Source organism: Catenibacterium sp. GCM10023432, from assembly GCF_042651925.1.
Taxonomy (GTDB): domain Bacteria; phylum Bacillota_I; class Bacilli_A; order Erysipelotrichales; family Coprobacillaceae; genus Catenibacterium; species Catenibacterium mitsuoka.
On the sequence record NZ_JBHSEB010000034.1, the window covers coordinates 38947 to 55847 of the forward strand.

Here is a 16901-nt window from a genome sequence, read left to right on the forward strand (position 1 = left end):
CTACACCTCAGCCTCTGCAATCACAAGCTCACTCTTTATACCATTGAGCTCAATGTAATTGTCTGCTTCGGCATCTGAAAAGTCATCAACCTTTTTGCCCTGTCTCTCATAATAAATATGAGTTGCTATTCCCTTTTTTGTGCTTCTAAATCTATAATCTGCAGGAATTGTAAGTCTTGATGTTGCTGACAACTGATTAATCTCAAGCGCACCCTCATGTGATAAAACACTGATCTGCATATCAAGATTTGAATCTATCTCAATTTCACTTTTATTTCCCTGAAGGGTAACTTCGCTAAGTTTGCCATTTACCTCAATATGTTCATTTTCTATATCAGTAATATTCAGTGTCCCTGCATTAACTGATAATTCGATTTTTCCAATATATTTTACTGGAATAAAAATAGTAATGACCAAACTCTCCTTTGCATCTGCTTCACTGGCTTCATTAAATCTGTTAAGATCAATATCAATTCGGTTTTTTATATCATCAATCTTTACTTTATAATCTGCCAGAAGATTCTTATAGACATTTGAAAACATTGCGACTTTAATTTTTTCTCCATGATATGCCTTTAAATCTACAGCATATGCTCCACCAAGCTTGATATCAAAATTCTTCTTACCATCAATATCGTATTCAGTACGACTTTCATAAATGTAATCAGACTGCTTTTTCTCTAATTTATCATTCGAAAGTAATTCATCAACTGATATCTGGAAGAAATCTGCTATTGCCATCAGATTTGCAATATCCGGTGTTCCTGTTCCATTTTCCCACTTTGTAATGGCTTGTCTTGATACACCGATTTTCTCAGCCATCTTCTCCTGTGAAAGTCCAGCTTGTTTTCTGTAATGTTTAATTTGTTCTTCTAAAGTCATTTTTCTACCTCCGTTTTCTTTTTGTTTTACTTCATTCACAGATTAGTAAATTAACCTTTACCAAACAAGAAACATTAGCTGTAATTTCACTATTTTTCTGCTACTTTCCGTAGCAACGCCCTAAAATAAAGGTTTTTACAACAAAAAATAAATTTATCCAATCGCCAAATTCAAATCTTCTGTTACTTTCAGTCTCTGCTGAAGACTGAAAGTTACCTTCGCTTTACTATTTCTAATAGTTTTCTCACATAATCATCTGCGTGATTTATTGAAAACTCTCCATGATACATATTAGGAAGAACTTGTATAAAACTATCATGCAATTTTTCATGAATGATTTTAGCAGATTTTTTCATTGATTGCTTTTCTTTTTCTCCAACATAAATTTGAACGGTTGCTTCACACTCTCCAATGCCATCTTTTAGTGAATATACTGAGTTTTCCTGTAAAAAGGCAATCATATCACTTTTTCTAATAGCACAAGTATCTTTGTAATATTCATCAAACAAATTCGACTTTATTCGTAATGATTTGAATTGCAATTTTGAAAACCACTTATACTTTATTAAGCCATAGCAACTTCCAAACGCCGGTTTAATCATAGAATATGTAAATTTTGAAGGTATCACAAGTACACTTTCCACTATTGCATACTTACATATATCTTTGCGTTGAGATAAAATTTCAAGCAAAATCTGCCCTCCAAGCGATAGTCCTCCCATCATTAAAACAGAACCGCCCAATTTGTTATTTACAAATTCTATAATATCCAAAGCATTATTCTCTATCGTTGTAAACTGCTTATCACATCCTGCATGACCATCTAATATAGGCAAAACCACATGATAATCTGTTTGAAGTCTTTCAGCAACCTCTTTGTAATTCCACCATGATAAACCGCCTCCGTGTAAGAGGATAATTACATCGCTGTTTTCTTTTCCATATTCTACATAATTCAACCTCTTTCACCTCGCTGTAAATTTCCAATTTATTGCACCCCCAATAATAGCACAATCTTTCATTCACATCCAACTATCCGTATTTTCCCTTTTAAGTTCCTTGTTGAGAGCCATTCCATCTATCTTTCCCAAGACTTTATTCTTAATAATGTTGTCTTGAGAATGACCACATATTTCTAATCTGTTTAGAAAGAGTATCGTAACTCCATAAACGATTACTTCTTTTTATAGAGTTAGGATCATTCACAATAAACATCCCCTGCTTCATTCCTCTAATCACAATAAGATGTCCTGTAGTAGTAAAGTCTCCTGGTTTCATACTACATATAAGAGGTCTTCCATTCATGATTTCATTCTTCATAGAAGAATAAGAGAGGGGAATGTTTCTTCCATAAATACCATAATGTTTCATACCTTCAGTAAAGAAAGACCAGGATGTTCCATCTTGATAATAGCCATGACTATATGCATATGATGCCACATCAAAAGGGGTAATGTTATTTCTTCCTGTTAATCCTGCAATAATCATTGCAGTACTCGTAGGACCACAGCCATTCATGCCAATCACATTATATCCATACTTTCCATAGCCCCATCTTTGATCATATTGAAGTAAGAGAGGATAACGTCCTTTTGTGACTGGACCTATTGTATCTGTATAAACATGTCCTTTTTTACTTGGATAGTTGTAAACAAAATCAATAAGTTCTTCATTACGATAAAGTGATTGAATCATTGCATCAGGATATTGATTCTTATTATTTAATATAGTACGTAGTTTAGGATTAGAACGCGCTTTTATTTCTAAACCAATATCTTCTCTTAGTCCACTTGCACCACCACTTATATTATAAGCTATATGACCTATAAGAATTGAGAATACACAAAGTAATACAATGATTATTTTTTTCATATGTTTTCATCTCCTTAAAAAAGCATCTTCATTACTTGTATTTTACCAATACAAACGAAGATGCTTCTTTAATACATTCTTATAGAATTCTTATGAACTCCTTAATTTTTAGGAAGAGTAATTGTGAAGACTGTTTCTTCCTTATTACTTGATGCAAAGATAGAACCATGGTGAAGTTCCACTATTTCCTTGGCAATAGCGAGACCTAAACCACTTCCACCTTTTTTTGAATTACGTGCTGAATCTAAACGATAAAAGTTCTCAAATATACGATTCAATTTTTCTTGAGGTATCTCTTTTCCTTTATTGATGACTTTAATAATGACATCATCATGCATACTATGAACATCAATATTGATATCAGTATGATCCTTACTATAGCTAATCGCATTCTTAATCACATTACTAAAGACTCTGCTAAGTTTATCCGCATCACCATATAATGTGATATCTTCATCTTGATTAAGATGAATATTCTTTTCCTGTTCTACTAGGACAGGATAGAAATCATCAACAATTTGTTCGAGCATCAGACGAATATCTAAATCTTCTTTTTCTAAAATAATCTTTTCCGAATTATAACGAGCTACTTCAAATAATTCATTAATGAGATCTTCTAAGCGATAAGATTTATCTAATGCAACATTAATATACTTCTCTCTTTGAGTATCAGGCATATCTTTAATTTCATCTAATAAAGATAAGTAACCAATCATAGAAGTCAATGGTGTTTTAATATCATGAGCTAAGTAAACAATGAGTTCATCCTTCTTCTGTTCACTCTCTCTTGCAAGTCTCTCATTCTTTATTGATTCACTCTTTAGTTCATTAAATCGTCTTTCTATATCATAAAGTTCTTCTGGTAATGTGATATAGTCTACACTCTTATCTATTAATTCATGAGATGCATGAGTCAATGCATCCATATAATAGGACGTCTGTTTATAAAGATGATGAATCATAAACGCAAAAGAAATCACTATATAGATTAATAAAAACAACAGAAGCGAGAGTGGATTCTTCACAATATTATAAAAGAACGCTAGAAACGTATAAATATTAGAATCAAGATCATAGACCCATTGAAAATCAAAAAAAGCAGCCAAATAGACTGCCAATACAAAAACAACTAACAGTCCTACTGTATAAGCTATATATTGTAGTAGTGTACGTTTATAAATCTTCTTTAAGATCGTATTAGTTTCCATATCATCCATCCTTTATTTTTCAATCTTATAGCCTACTCCATAAACTTTCTTTATATATTTAGGATTTCTTCCACCATCATGCATCTTTTCACGTAAGTGTCTAATATGCACCATGATTGTATTATTATCTCTCTTATAATAATCTTCTCCCCAGACCTTTAAAAACAAGTCATCACTCTTTACAACATTTCCTTTATGAACACATAATTCCCATAATATCGCAAATTCTGTTTTAGTCAGTTCTATCTTCTTTTCATTAAAATAGAATTCTCTTGTATCATTATTAATACGTATTCCTCTAAAATCTATTTCATTCTTTTCTTCTTTTTCATTATAATTCTTATAACGTCTTAGCTGTGCTTTGACTCGTGCAACAAGTTCTAATGGCTGGAATGGCTTTGTGACATAATCATCTGCACCAATACTTAAACCATTGATTTTATCAATATCCTCTACCTTTGCGGTCACAAAAATAATAGGAAACTTATACTTTCTTCTTATTGTATTACATAAAGAAAAACCATCCATATCAGGCATCATTACATCTAAGATAGCTAAATCAATCTTTAAATCATCAATATCTCTTAATACATCCTGACTAGAATAGTACTTATATACAGTAAAATTCTCATTTTCTAAATAGATTTGTATTAAATCTGTAATCTCTTTTTCATCATCTACAACTAATATATTCATAAATATCCCCTCTTATGTACCATTATATCATTTACATTCCTATCAATTATTAATACTTTCTTAATTATTGAAAAATCCCTCTAGAGTTAGTCATAAATAATATGATATGATAGTCGCATTGTGTGGAGGGAAATAAACATGAAGAACATGACTAAAGGGAAACCATTAAAGCTTATATTCTTATTCGCATTACCACTTATGTTAGGTAATATCTTGCAGCAATTATATACAATGGTAGATACAATGATTGTAGGACAGTTCTTAGGTGTTAATGCCTTGGCGAGTCTAGGCGCTGCAGACTGGATTAACTGGGCTATTTTAGGAATAGTAATGGGCTTTACACAGGGATTCTCTATTCGTATCTCACGTACTTTTGGCGCTGAAGATTATGAAAATATGAAAAGATCTATGCATATGATTTTCTTCTTATGTGCTTTCTTTTCCATTCTTACAACAGTTTTTGCAGAATTATCTATCGTTCCATTATTAACTCTATTAAATACACCATCTAACGTTATTCAGGGGTCTATTACGTATTTAAGAATCATGTCCGGTGGTTTGACGATTACAATGTTTTATAACTGTTTTTCTAGTATATTACGTTCTTTAGGTGATAGCCGTACACCATTACTCGCAATGATTGGAGGAGCAATCACAAATATCTGTTTAGATTTATTATTTGTAGTGGTATTTAACTGGGGTATTGCAGGTGCTGCGATTGCGACATTATTAGCACAGTTCTTAACTGCAATATTCTGTCTCTATATGTTGAAGAAGGAATTACCATTCAAGTTAGAACTCGCTAAATTTAAGTTTGAAAAAAAGATCATCAAGAACTTATTACAGTTAGGTTCACCTCTTGCCTTCCAGAACCTCATTATTTCTGTTGGTGGTATTATGGTACAGTCAGTAGTCAATCGTTTTGGATTCTTATTTATTGCAGGATTTACTGCCACAAATAAGCTCTATGGTTTATTAGAAGTAGCCGCTATTTCATTTGGTTATGCCATTACAACATTTAATAGCCAGAACCTTGGTGCAAAACAGTATGAACGTATTAAAAAAGGTGTGGCACAGGCTGCCTTCCTGTCATTCTGTACTTCAGTAATTATTGGTGGTTCAATGGTTCTATTTGGTAAGCATATCTTATTACTCTTTATTTCAGGTACACCTGATCAGATTAATAAGGTACTTACTATTTCTTATAAATATCTCTTCATTATGGCAATATGTCTACCAATTCTTTATATGCTTCATTCATATAGAAGTGCACTACAGGGAATGGAAAATACATTTATACCAATGGTATCAGGTATTGTGGAACTCGTTATTCGTGTAGGTGTTGCCCTCATCTTCCCTATATTCTTAGGTCAGAATGGTATTTATCTTGCAGAAGTACTCGCATGGACTGGTGCAGCAGTATTGCTTTATATATCATATAAAATAAAAATACATGCATTATTAAAAGGCAATAGTGAGATGGCTTAGTCATCTTCTATTGCCTTTTTGTATCATTAAATTTACCTATTTAGAATAACCCATTGATATTTTCATCTAATTTTTAACAATCTAAAAGCACCTCTTTCGAGGTGACTACAGATTTTATTTTACTACAATATTTAAAAGATCGTCATATTTAGATAAAAAAACACTTTTAAAATGCTTTTTTACAACTTCTCTTGTATGTTCTTGATCAATTGTAAAGCCGTGCTGACCATTATTTGCATCTCCAAATTCCATACATTCCAAGAAGACACGTGATACTTTTCAATTTGAATTACCTAATTGAATATATTCTATTATTGTTCCTCCTGTCTTATGACTTCTTTTAATGAAAATTGATGCTGATCATACTGATAAACAAAAATACAACAATTTCCAAAACCTTTGTTTAACTCTTCCGTAGGATCTTGGATAGCTCTTAAAAAATTAAAACATGCACCACTATGAGAAACTACCAAAACATTTTCATGATCTTCCTTATCCATAATTTCCGTTAACGTCTTCATCATTCTATCTCTCGTTGTATTTGAAGATTCTCCACCAAATTGGATATAAAAAGTTTCACAATCTTTTGGACTAAGGTGTTTATTTAATCTTTCACTTTCTCCTTCAAGTTCTCCATAAAAATTTTCTTTTAATCCTTTTAATCTTGTATAAGGCATATCTACAATCAACTCTAAAGTATCACTACATCTTTCACTTGTAGAACAATAAGCATGATCAAAAGTAATGCCTTTTTTAGAAAAATAATCTCTTGCTTTTTGCGCCTGCTTGATTCCCTTTTCAGTTAATGGGGAATCACACCAGCCTTGAATTTTATGTTGAACATTGAATAATGTTTCTCCATGACGCATAAGATATAATGTTTTCATTTTATTTACTTCCCTTCATATGAACTACCCGGACTTATCATAATATATATAAGAATAAATAGCGAAAGACAAAAAGGTACTTCTATCCATAAGTAGACAAATAGCGGTAATTATCTATATTGAGAATGATCTTTCAATTAATCCTTTAAACCTAAGTAACGCATATGATTGATGTTGTCTACAAGTTCATCTATTGATTCTTTCATACCATCTAGAATCCAGTGAAGAACCATACTATGAAAAGCGTTGGTATCGTAGAGTGTCGCAAATTTTAATTCTTTGGATAATGAAATTCCTTAATGAATTAATCTGAGTAATTCACTCATTTACATCATTTTATTTATATGTGTATTACCTAGCAGAACAACAAAGTACAAACGGGCTTTCTGTTTTAATTTCTTAGCATAGAAAAAGATGATATTCATCGATACCATCTTTCTAATACCTTTCGGTAAATTTCATTTATCTAAAGATAACTTCTTTATCGAGAAAAACTTTATAAGCCATATCTTTCTTCTCAATCTTTCAAAAATTGAACAAAATCTACTAGTTCTACATTTCCCTCTTTATATTTTTTATCATAAATTTCAGAAACAATTAAGTCTTCTAATTCCTCATCCGTTAAAACATTGTAACTCTTTCCTTCAAATGTCATCTTTCTCAAATGATGTTTCATTTCCATACTTTATCGCATCCTTGATATCACTATATCATACCCTCTCTTACTATCATGAAGAAATCGTCTATTAATCCAAAAAAAGACATCTCCTAAGAGATGCCTTAACGAATTATTTAACTACAATATTTACAATCTTGTTAGGAACATAAATGATCTTCTTAACTTCTTTACCATCAGTATGTGCCTTAACATTTTCAAGTTCTAATGCCTGCTGTTTAACAGATTCAGCTTCCTGATCCTTATTAATAGATAAACGTCCACGTACTTTACCATTTACCTGTACTGCAATTTCAATTGTAGATACAACAAGCTTGTCTTCTTCATATGTTGGCCATGCTTCATAAGCGATTGTTCCTTCATGACCAAGTTTTTCCCACATTTCTTCACAGATATGAGGTGCAATACATGAAAGCATCTTAACGATACCTTCTGCATATGGCTTATAAACTGATTTAGCCTTATATGCTTCATTGATGAAAATCATCATCTGTGAGATAGCTGTATTAAAGCCAAGGTTTTCATAGTCTTCAGTCACCTTCTTAACTGTTGAGTGATATACGAAGTCTAGTGAACCATCATTTGTATCAGTTAACTTATCAGATTCAACAAATAGTCTATAAACACGTTCTAGCCATTTCTTTGAACCTTCTACACCTGTTTCACTCCAAGGTTTAGATGCTTCAAGAGGACCCATAAACATTTCATATAAACGTAATGTATCTGCACCATATGCTTCTACAATATCATCTGGGTTAATAACATTACCCTTTGACTTAGACATCTTCACACCATTTGGACCAAGAATCATACCTTGATGGTATAGCTTTTTGAATGGTTCTTTAACTGGTACGATACCCTTGTCATATAAATAGTTATTCCACATACGTGAATATAATAAGTGTCCTACTGCATGTTCTGGTCCACCAACATATAAATCAACTGGCATCCAATGCTTTAATAATTCTGGATCTGCAATAGCCTTATCGTTATGTGGATCAATATATCTTAAGAAGTACCAAGAAGATCCTGCAGAACCAGGCATTGTACTTGTTTCTCTCTTACCCTTCTTACCATCTACTTCTACATTAACCCAGTCAACAGCCTTATCTAATGGAGAAGAACCTGTCTTTGATGGACTATAATCTTCAAGTTCAGGTAGGATAAGTGGTAACTGATCATCACTTAATGCAACAGATGTTCCATCATCAAAGTTAATGATTGGAATTGGTTCACCCCAATATCTCTGTCTTGCGAAGATCCATTCTCTTAAACGATAGTTAACATGCTTAGAACCACAATGATGTTCTTCTAACCAGTCTAACATCTTATCGATTGCTTCCTGTTTATCTAAACCATTTAAGAAGCCAGAGTTGATATGTACACCATCCTGTGTCCATGCTTCCTTAGTAATATCTCCACCTTCTAATACTGGAATAATATCGATACCAAACTTCTTTGCGAAAGCATAGTCACGATCATCATGTGCAGGAACAGCCATGATAGCACCTGTTCCATAACCAGCTAATACATAGTCAGAAATCCAGATTGGAATCTTCTTACCATTTACTGGGTTGATTGCATAAGCACCAATGAAGACACCAGTCTTTTCTTTATTTAATTCAGTTCTTTCAAGTTCTGACTTAGTTGCACATACATCTAAATAAGCTTTTACTTCATCCTTCTTATCAGGAGTCGTAATCTTTTCTACTAATTCATGTTCTGGTGCTAATACACAATAAGTAGCTCCAAATAATGTATCACAACGTGTTGTGAATACTGTGAATTTATCATCATAACCATCTACCTTAAAATCAACATGAGCACCGATTGATTTACCAATCCAGTTTCTCTGAATTTCTTTAGTAGATTCTGGCCAATCAACTTCTTCTAATCCTGCAAGTAATCTTTCAGCATATTTAGGGATATCAATAACCCACTGTTTCATATTCTTACGAATAACAGGGAATCCACCACGTTCACTCTTACCATCAATAATTTCATCGTTCGCAAGTACTGTACCTAATTCTTCACACCAGTTAACAGGAATATCTACATATCTAGCTAAACCATCTTCATATAACTGTTTGAAAATCCACTGAGTCCATTTATAGAAGCTAGGATCACAAGTAGATACCTGCTTATCCCAGTCAAATGAGAAACCTAACATCTTTAACTGTTTAGTGAAAGTCTGAATATTCTTTAATGTAAATCCTTCAGGGTGGTTACCTGTCTTGATTGCATACTGTTCAGCAGGTAAACCAAATGAGTCAAATCCCATTGGATGTAATACGTTATATCCCTGCATTCTCTTCATTCTTGACATGATGTCAGTTGCTGTATATCCTTCTGGATGTCCAACATGAAGACCTTGTCCTGATGGATAAGGGAACATGTCTAAGGCATAGTATTTAGGCTTTGAGAAATCATAAACATCTGTTTCGAATGTCTTATTCTCTTCCCAGTATTTCTGCCATTTCTTTTCTACTATCTTATGATCATAAGTCATAATTTTGTCTCCTCCACTTTTAAAATAAAAAAAGTCCTCATGTCTAAGGACGAGAACTCGCGGTACCACCTTAGTTCATGAAGACTGATTCATGCGCTTAATGCTTTAACGCAGCAATACGTGATCTGCTTACCACAGACCCATCTCCCTAGCGAGTTCAATGGATGACTTTACTTATTCACACCAGCCATAAGTTCTCTTAAAAAGCATGACCATCTACTACTCTAGTTCCTTGACTTTTATATACTCACTCACTTTATCATAATTTCCCATTATTTGCAAGAATTATCATCTCATTTTAAGAATGCGGGATGGATTGAGTTTGATAATATAAATAACACTAAACAATGTTGAGATACAGACTAACAAGAATGAACCAGCCCACAATAAAAGCATACTAAGAGGCTGGAATGTAAGATGCATGGGAAAGTCCGTAATCTGAGGAATAATCTGATTCATCACCTTCATAATACCTAATAATATAAGAGAAGCAGTCAAATAGCTATAAGAATGGAGAATCAGACATTGATAGAAAGACATCTTAAAAATATGTTTATTCTTTTCACCATAGGCTTTCATAATCGCATGATCCTTCTTTAAATGCATAGCATGAAGAATCATGATTTCCATAATCATAAAGATAGAAGAAATAATAGTCAAAATAGAAAAAATGACAAGAATCATCTGAATTCTATTCATGTTATCATTTAATGTTTTCTTTGTTGATTCCCCCATTGTCTTGAATTCATATTCAGGATAATTCTTTTTTAAAGAATCTATAATTGATTTGTCTGCCTTATACTTTAACATACCATATCTTGCAGTTGGTGTCTGATTAAAGAGTGATTCGATCCAATGATAGTTAGCAAATTCATACATATAAAAGGCATCATAATTGTAAGTTTGTGGAGATATACCTACTATTTTTACTTCTATTCCTTTGATTTTTAATTGATGTTTATAATAGATCGTCCATGATGTATTGAGTAACGAATTTACCTTCTTATTTTGGGCAAGTTTTCTTGCCGTTGAGAGAGGTACCGCAATTTCATGATTATTTTGTGGTGCTCTTCCATATATATACTGGCTGACATAAGATGTATCATCAGATATAAACAGAACTTCATTCTTCTGATATCTTTGACTATTATGAGAGATTCCCATGAGATTATAATCATCTAAATTCAAATAATGATAGGTTGCTTCATTGAAATGAGTTAAAGATAAAGGATCATCATTACGTAATTTATAAGTAATTGACTTCTGTGGGATCAATGAAGAGAGATATTGATAGATGGTATTACGAAAAGAAAATGTAAAGGTAAATGTCATCATCAGACATAATAATGCGATAGATAATGCGAAAGACATTTGAAAGAACCTTTTACGACTACTTAAAAAGGACTGGATTGTTAGCTTGAAAATAGGAAAATGATATCTTTTATTACTACAATGATTCTCTTTAGGATATACATCTGTCTTTTGGATTACTGTATCCTTTATGATATAGCCATCCTTCATCTCTATAATACGATCACTGTATTGTTTCACTGATGTTTCATCATGGGATACAAATAATACAAGAGAAGAATGAGAACGTTCCTTCAATATCTGCAATACTCTCTTTGCATTATCTGGATCAAGTGATGCTGTTGGTTCATCACATAGAATAATATCTGGATTATAATAAAGAGCACGTTCTATCGCAGTGCGTTGTCTTTGCCCTAAAGAAAGTGCACCCACTGGAGTATTCTTAAACTGTTTAGTGAGTGTTTCATCCAATATGTAAGATGATTTATGAAAATAATCATATAAACGAATATTATTTGTGATAGAAAGCCAAGGAATAAGATGAAAATCCTGAAAGATAATAGAAATCTTCTTATCTTTATAAATGACTTCTCCAGAATAATCATCATCGAGTCCAGCAATAATATGAAGTAAAGTACTTTTTCCACATCCACTTGGTCCTATTAGTGACACAAATCCTATATCAGGAAGCGTACAAGAAATATTGTCTAGTACATGTTCATGCAGATAACGTTTATTGATTGATTTAAGTTGAATCATATTATTCCTCCCTGAGTAATGAGACTATACTTTCTTTCTTAATACGAATAAACGGTGCAGATGCAGAAAGTATGAGTATAAGAAGATAGAGAAAATAGAAAATAACATAGAAATAATAAGGAGAGGCAAGGCAGGTAAAATGGAAATATTCCTCAAATGATGTCAATGGAAGAATAGAAAGAATGATTATAAACATCACTATGCTGATAGAGTAAATAAATGTGCCAATAATAAATATTTCTATCTTTGATTCACACTGTAACTGTTTGTATGTTGCACCCATAGAGATTTTTAAAGCTAATGAGCGGCTTCTTTCTAAGTAAAGAGAAGAGAAGACTGTTTTTGTGAGTTCTATCGCCACAATTAAACTGATCATCATATAAGCCAATGCAATTATGCGACCAATAGAAATAAGCGTACCATAACTCATCTTCTTCATATATACATCATTATCTGCTTCATAATTGTTTTCATAACGTTTAATGACTGTTTCAGGATTATTGGTGATAATATCCATCTTGTCATCTCTTATAAGATCTGGATATTTCTTATCTATATCATGATGAAAACAGACAAATTGATCCTGATAAAAATTATCTTCTATTACTCCTACTACTTTATATGTGTCATCTTCTAATAGATGACATGTGAATTGTGATTTGAGTTTATGAGATAAATTATGTGTAATAATGACTTCATTTGTATGATGAGGAAAACGACCTGAAAGAAGCTTGATATGATTTTTCTTAGCAGGTAAACGAATCAAAAATGCATTCACACCTTTTATATACCCACTTTCTATATCAAAGTGTGGCGTTTCTTTTTCCTTTAAAGAGAGGGATTCCCCATCATGACTTGCTATAGTCACAATATCTTTAAGTGGTGCTTCCATGTAAGATTTTTCTATGGAGGTAGAAAGACCATTTAAACCACTTATAATTACTAGCGAAGTCACAATAACAAGTATCTGAAAGAGTGAAAGAAGTGCTAGTCTCCTTCTTTCTCCTAACACTTCTTTAAAGCTATATCTTAAAGAGAAGTGCTTCTTATGTTGAGGAATCAGAACATCTTTATTTGTATTCCCTTCTTTAACAGTATGTAATGTCTGATTCCTCATCTCTATGAGTATATCTACATATTCATCTAATAGTTCTGTATCATGAGACACAACAATGACCAAACGATCTTCTGAGACTTCCTTTAAGAGTGTCATAACCTCTTTTGCCTGTTTATAATGAAGTGCACCTGTTGGTTCATCGCACAGTAATACAGGTGCATCCTTTAATAGAGCACGAGCAATAGAGACACGTTTCATCTGTCCAATAGAAAGTTCATTAGGACATCTTTTCATAAGTTTATCTATCTTCAATCGTCTAGTGATTTTATCCATCTTCTTCTTATTCAAATCAATCTGACCAAAATAACATCCAGCCATGATGTTTTCTTCTACTGTATAAGAAGGTATCAGATCATTATTCTGTTTAATAAAACCGATCATCTTACAAAACGAGGCATCTATCTCTTTATAATTGAAAGTAATCTTTCCTTCATATTTCAGTAAGCCACATAAACAATAAAGAAGAGTTGATTTCCCACATCCTGAAGGACCTTTAATACCTACTAGCCCCGTATCTGGAAATATATAATTCACATGATCTAATAGACATATATCATAACTCATAGTTAAGTCTTTAAGTTCTAGCATATTCTTTTCTCCTTTTTATGTTATAATGATCCGGGTGATAAAAAATGAATCCTTTTCCATATTCTTTAGATAACAAACGTTATCATACATACAACTATTTTTTAAAAATGAGATATCATAAAAAAGTCGCAAAGGTCTCTTTAGATGCCCATTTTACTTGTCCTAATAGAGATGGGACAAAAGGCTTTGGAGGCTGTATATTCTGTTCTGAGAAAGGATCTGGAGACTTTATTCTAGATAGCGATTCTCTTTTAGAACAGTTTAAAACAGGTTCTGAAGTGATGAAAAGAAAGTGGCCTGAAGCTATCTTTATTCCTTACTTCCAGGCATATACAAATACCTATGCTTCTTTAGATCAGTTAAAGAAGATCTATGAACCATTTATTGGTATGAAGGATGTTGTTGGTATTGCGATTGCGACACGTGCAGACTGCCTCACTGAAGAAATATGTGCTTATTTAGAAGAATTATCTAAGAAAACGGATGTCTATATAGAATTAGGCTTACAGACTATTCATGATACTACCGCAAAAGAAATCAATCGTTGTCATTCATATCAGGAATTCTTAGATGGACTCTCTATGTTAAGAAGACATCATTTAGAAGTCTGTGTGCATATCATTAATGGTTTACCTAATGAAACAATAGAGATGATGTTGGAGACTGCAAAAGCGGTAGGAAAACTAGATATTCAAGGTATTAAGATTCACAATCTCTATGTCACACAAAATAGTCGTCTATATAAGCTCTATTATCCTTTTAAGATGTTAGAAAGAGATGAATATATTTCTTTAGTTGCAAGACAATTAGAATATATTCCAAGTCATGTAGTCGTAGAAAGACTGACTGGAGATGCACCATTAGAAGAATTAGTAGCTCCTTTATGGTCTATTAAGAAAACAACAATTCTTAATGATATCGATAAATATATGAAAGCACACGATATTATGCAGGGCGATCTTGTATCTCTCAAATAATATATACGAAAGAAAAGAAAGAATTACTTAAGAACACAAAAAAAATCTGGCCAAAAGCCAGATTTCTTTTTATTATTCTTCTGTTTCAAGAAGACCGTATCCACCATCTCTACGTTTATAGACAACACATACTGTATTAGTTTCGATGTCTTTATAAACGAAGAATGAATGACCAATGAGTTCCATCTGCATGATAGCTTCTTCCATGTCCATTGGTTTAGGATTAATTGTTTTTGCCTTAACGACAACGTCTTCTTCTTCAGGTTCTTCAAGAGCTTCTAAAGTGTTAATGTTGAAAGCGAGTTTATTATTCTTTGACTTTCTACTTAACTTTGTCTTGTACTTTCTGATCTGTCTTTCTAGTTTATCGATAACTAAATCGATTGCTTCATATAGATCATCACTTGTTTCTTCTGCACGAAGAAGAACATACTCTGTAGGAATTGTAACTTCAATTTTCTGACCAAATGGGTAAGTTCTAATTAAAACCTTAGCCTCCACATCTTGTCCCATGATGAAGTACTTGTCGAGCAATGCTAGTTTTTTAATAATCTTGTCCTCAATAGCATCTGTAATTGTAACGTTTTTACCTCTGACAATAACTTTCATAATTAATTCCTCCTTTACAATTCTTTCTATATCTATATTATACATAAAAAAAAACTAAAAAAACACTCTTGACATAAAATATAAAAAAAGAAGACGTTAATGTCTTCTTAAGCTAAGTATTTCTTTAAGTCTTCTACTTTATTTAATTTTTCCCATGGGAATTCAACATCAGTACGACCAAAATGTCCATAAGCAGCTGTTGGACCATAGATTGGATTTAATAAATCTAATGTATTGATGATACCCTGAGGAGTTAAATCAAATTCTTTCTTGATTGCATCTAAGATGACTTCATCAGCTACCTTACCAGTACCATAAGTATCAACATGCACACTTGTAGGATCCTTTATACCAATTGCATAAGATAACTGGATTTCAATACGATCACATAATCCTGCTGCAACAATGTTCTTAGCAATATAACGAGTGATATAAGCTGCACTTCTATCTACCTTTGATGGGTCTTTACCAGAGAATGCGCCTCCACCATGTCTTGCCATTCCTCCATAAGTATCAACGATAATCTTACGTCCAGTTAAACCAGTATCACCATGAGGACCACCAATAACGAATCTTCCTGTTGGATTGATGAATACCTTGTAGTCTTCATTCATATGATGCTTTCTTACAACTTCTTTCATGATTTTTTCTTTAATGAATGTCTTGAATTCTTCTTCATTGAAATCTGGATCATGCTGGATTGACATAAGAATTGTATCAACCTTAGGATTGTTTTCATCTGTATAATCAATAGTAACCTGTGATTTCATATCAGGTCTTGCATGCTTGAATGTACCATTATGTCTTAATTCACTTGCGTAACGTACTAATTCATGAGCCATAGAGATTGGTAAAGGCATATATGTTTCAGTTTCATTTGTTGCATAACCAAACATGATACCCTGGTCACCTGCACCACCTACTTCTACATTTGTACCTAATGCGATATCACTAGACTGTGTATCCATTACTACCTTGATTTCACAAGTATCTGCATCAATACCTAAATCTTCAGCAGTATAGCCGATTCTTCTCATCACATCACGAGCCACTGCTTCATAATCTACTTTCGCATTCGTTGTAATTTCTCCACCAATAACTAATAAATTAGTAGTTGCAAAACATTCACAAGCTACACGTGAATATTTGTCCTGTCTTAAGCATTCATCTAAGATTGCATCACTAATCTGATCACAAAGCTTATCTGGATGTCCTTCTGATACAGATTCTGATGTAAATAAGTTCTTTTCCATTTTCTTCTTTTCCTCCTGTAATAAAAAAGCTCTCCTCAAAGAGGAAAGCGTAGTAATCTGCTTCCTCTT

The 16901-nt window shown here is 32.7% G+C and carries 15 protein-coding genes and 1 other annotated feature; of the genes, 2 read left to right on the forward strand and 13 right to left on the reverse strand.

The annotated features are described in order from the left end of the window. The 5 genes from ACFOZZ_RS04790 to ACFOZZ_RS04810 all read right to left on the reverse strand — a co-directional run bounded on the left by ACFOZZ_RS04790 (position 1) and on the right by ACFOZZ_RS04810 (position 4658). A complete protein-coding gene (locus ACFOZZ_RS04790; RefSeq protein ID WP_279079991.1) occupies positions 1–882 on the reverse strand; it encodes a helix-turn-helix domain-containing protein in 882 nt (293 codons plus the stop codon). Positions 883–1094: 212 nt separating this feature from the next. Continuing rightward, positions 1095–1841, reverse strand: coding sequence for an alpha/beta hydrolase (locus ACFOZZ_RS04795; RefSeq protein ID WP_278780766.1), 747 nt, complete (start codon positions 1839–1841; stop codon positions 1095–1097). A 142-nt stretch (positions 1842–1983) separates the two neighbouring features. Continuing rightward, positions 1984–2754, reverse strand: a complete 771-nt coding sequence (locus ACFOZZ_RS04800) for a C39 family peptidase (RefSeq protein ID WP_376814834.1) — start codon at positions 2752–2754, stop codon at positions 1984–1986. Between the two features lie 101 nt (positions 2755–2855). Beyond that, a complete protein-coding gene (locus ACFOZZ_RS04805; protein ID WP_278860583.1) occupies positions 2856–3962 on the reverse strand; it encodes a sensor histidine kinase in 1107 nt (368 codons plus the stop codon). Between the two features lie 12 nt (positions 3963–3974). After that, positions 3975–4658, reverse strand: coding sequence for a response regulator transcription factor (locus tag ACFOZZ_RS04810; protein ID WP_070101852.1), 684 nt, complete (start codon positions 4656–4658; stop codon positions 3975–3977). 138 nt (positions 4659–4796) lie between these two features. Between ACFOZZ_RS04810 and ACFOZZ_RS04815 the strand changes: the two genes are divergently transcribed. Next, entirely contained in the window at positions 4797–6146 is a 1350-nt protein-coding gene (locus tag ACFOZZ_RS04815) for an MATE family efflux transporter (RefSeq protein WP_376814835.1), read from the forward strand. Positions 6147–6457: 311 nt separating this feature from the next. Here the strand turns inward: ACFOZZ_RS04815 and ACFOZZ_RS04820 are convergent, their stop codons facing one another. From ACFOZZ_RS04820 to ACFOZZ_RS04845, 6 genes are all read right to left on the reverse strand, one after another. Next, positions 6458–7033, reverse strand: a complete 576-nt coding sequence (locus ACFOZZ_RS04820; RefSeq protein WP_055232418.1) for a histidine phosphatase family protein — start codon at positions 7031–7033, stop codon at positions 6458–6460. 137 nt (positions 7034–7170) lie between these two features. After that, positions 7171–7326, reverse strand: coding sequence for a TetR-like C-terminal domain-containing protein (locus ACFOZZ_RS04825; RefSeq protein ID WP_376814846.1), 156 nt, complete (start codon positions 7324–7326; stop codon positions 7171–7173). Between the two features lie 224 nt (positions 7327–7550). Then, positions 7551–7715, reverse strand: a complete 165-nt coding sequence (locus ACFOZZ_RS04830; protein WP_376814836.1) for a hypothetical protein — start codon at positions 7713–7715, stop codon at positions 7551–7553. 106 nt (positions 7716–7821) lie between these two features. Further along, positions 7822–10218, reverse strand: a complete 2397-nt coding sequence (gene leuS, locus ACFOZZ_RS04835) for a leucine--tRNA ligase (protein ID WP_055289459.1) — start codon at positions 10216–10218, stop codon at positions 7822–7824. A 42-nt stretch (positions 10219–10260) separates the two neighbouring features. Further along, positions 10261–10460 (reverse strand) — a binding site (T-box leader). Positions 10461–10506: 46 nt separating this feature from the next. Further along, positions 10507–12288 (reverse strand): ATP-binding cassette domain-containing protein, encoded by a 1782-nt coding sequence (locus ACFOZZ_RS04840; protein WP_376814837.1) that lies wholly within the window; start codon positions 12286–12288, stop codon positions 10507–10509. Position 12289: 1 nt separating this feature from the next. Further along, positions 12290–13993 carry an ATP-binding cassette domain-containing protein gene (locus tag ACFOZZ_RS04845; RefSeq protein ID WP_278780179.1) on the reverse strand — a complete coding sequence of 568 codons (1704 nt, stop codon included), beginning with the start codon at positions 13991–13993 and terminating at the stop codon, positions 12290–12292. A gap of 44 nt (positions 13994–14037) precedes the next feature. On the opposite strand from ACFOZZ_RS04845, the gene ACFOZZ_RS04850 reads away from it, so the two are divergent. Next, positions 14038–14970 carry a TIGR01212 family radical SAM protein gene (locus tag ACFOZZ_RS04850; RefSeq protein WP_278860578.1) on the forward strand — a complete coding sequence of 311 codons (933 nt, stop codon included), beginning with the start codon at positions 14038–14040 and terminating at the stop codon, positions 14968–14970. A 72-nt stretch (positions 14971–15042) separates the two neighbouring features. On the opposite strand, the gene hpf is transcribed toward ACFOZZ_RS04850, so the two are convergent. Beyond that, the gene (gene hpf, locus ACFOZZ_RS04855) at positions 15043–15579 is read right to left on the reverse strand and encodes a ribosome hibernation-promoting factor, HPF/YfiA family (protein WP_278780175.1); all 537 of its coding nucleotides are present in this window, start codon (positions 15577–15579) and stop codon (positions 15043–15045) included. Between the two features lie 107 nt (positions 15580–15686). After that, positions 15687–16832: a methionine adenosyltransferase gene (gene metK / locus ACFOZZ_RS04860; protein WP_278780173.1), complete on the reverse strand. Its 1146-nt coding sequence runs from the start codon at positions 16830–16832 to the stop codon at positions 15687–15689. Between the last annotated feature and the right edge of the window lie 69 nt (positions 16833–16901).